This is a genomic window from Halomonas sp. 3F2F, assembly GCF_014897805.1.
In the GTDB taxonomy this organism is placed as follows: Bacteria; Pseudomonadota; Gammaproteobacteria; order Pseudomonadales; family Halomonadaceae; genus Vreelandella.
Window position 1 is genome coordinate 1 of the sequence record NZ_JABUZE010000021.1, and the last position, 1,850, is coordinate 1,850.

The following is a 1,850-nucleotide window of genomic DNA, read 5'->3' on the forward strand; positions in this document are numbered from 1 at the left end:
GGGTGGTGCCTCAGGATGACTTGGGGGTGAAAGTCCCCTGCACGCCCGGCAAGGGGAAGTGCTAGCCGACGGCAAGGGTGTCCCTCGCGAGGGGGAATCTGAAGGAAGCCCAAGGCAAAACGCTGGCCTGACGAATAGGAAGCGGATACGAGGCGTCATGGCGGGGTGAGATGGCCATAATCATCAAAGCCCGGTACTTGCACGGAACGCCATGACGTAGATCCGACAGGCATAAGCGGGAAGGTCGCGCGTCTTACCCTGGGAGGTCTGGTGATCTGCCACAGTGCTACCGGCGTCGAGAGGCGACGGGATGGGTTACCAGACGTCAGCCGAGGCCATAGTAAGTGCCGGTTCACTACGGCACCAAGGGCCGAACATGAAGAACCGCGAGTAGGCGATAACGTCTCGAGGATCGATCATGAAGACAGACCATGACGCTAATACCGTCACTCACCCAGAGGGGCAGGAGCAGAACTCCGCGCCCCAGCCGGTGGGCGTCGAGACGGTCCCGGCGTCGTTATCGTGGACGAAAGCGGAGTCAGCCTCGCTCATGGAGCGGGTCGTTGACCCGGAGAACATGGAGCGAGCTTACCGTAAGGTGGCTGCCAACAAAGGTGCACCGGGTGTCGATGGCATGACGGTGCATCAACTGGCTGACCACCTAAAACAGCACTGGCCAACGTTGCGTGAGCGGCTGTTGGCCGATGCGTATCACCCGAGTCCAGTTCGAGCAGCCACGATCCCCAAGCCTAAAGGCGGAGTGCGGCAGCTCGGAATACCCACGGTCACCGACCGACTGATCCAGCAAGCGCTGTCACAAGTGCTCATGCCGGTCTTCGACCCGGAGTTCTCCGCGTCGAGTTACGGTTACCGCCCCAAACACAGCGCCAAGCAGGCCGTATCGGCCATGAAGGCCCATGTTACCGCTGGCCACCGCTGGGTGGTCGACCTTGACCTGAAAGCCTTCTTCGACCGAGTGAACCACGACCTGCTGATGGCACGGGTAGCGCGGCGCGTTGATGACAAGCGCGTGCTGCGCCTGATCCGCCGCTATCTGGAAGCGGGTATGTTCCAACACGGCTTGCCCACGCCGAGGCGACAGGGGACACCCCAAGGCGGACCACTCAGCCCGCTACTGGCGAACATCCTGCTGGACGATCTGGACAAGGAGCTGGAACGCCGAGGCCACCGCTTCTGCCGCTACGCCGATGACGTTCAGGTGTACGTCAACAGTCGGCGGGCAGGCGAGCGTGTCATGGAAAGCTTGAGTGAGTATCTCGAGAGCTCACTTCGGCTGACGGTCAACCGCACGAAAAGTGCGGTGGATCGGCCATGGAAACGCGGCTATCTGGGCTACCGTCTCACTTGGCACAAGCAGCCGAAGTTGACGCTGGCCAAGGCAAGTCTGAAGCGCATGATGCAGCGTGTTCGTGAGATCCTGAAGCGTGGCAGGGGGCGTAACACCCAACGGATAATCGAAGAGTTGGGGCCAGTCCTGCGTGGATGGGCCAACTACTTCAGCTTTGTTGATGTGAAACGGCCCTTGGAAGCGCTGGATCAATGGATACGTCGCCGCTTACGCGGCCTAATCTGGCGGCAATGGAAACGTTCAGCGACTCGTCGCCGGAAACTTCAAGGGCTGGGCCTGGACGCGCCCCGAGCTTGGAAATCGGCGGGCAATGGGCGGGGCCCCTGGTGGAACGCCGGGGCATCGCACATGAATCAAGCCCTGCCGAGAAAGTGGTTTGACGACCAGGGTCTGATCTCGGTACTGGATACGGTAAGAGGACTCAAACGTTCTGCATGAACCGCCGTGGTACGGAACCGTATGCCCGGTGGTGTGAGAGGAC

At 60.9% G+C, this 1,850-nt stretch carries 1 protein-coding gene; it reads left to right on the forward strand.

The annotated features are described in order from the left end of the window. Positions 1–418 precede the first annotated feature (418 nt). Complete coding sequence (gene ltrA / locus INT21_RS02160; RefSeq protein WP_193084803.1) at positions 419–1,807, forward strand: group II intron reverse transcriptase/maturase; 1,389 nt, start codon at positions 419–421, stop codon at positions 1,805–1,807. Positions 1,808–1,850 lie beyond the last annotated feature (43 nt).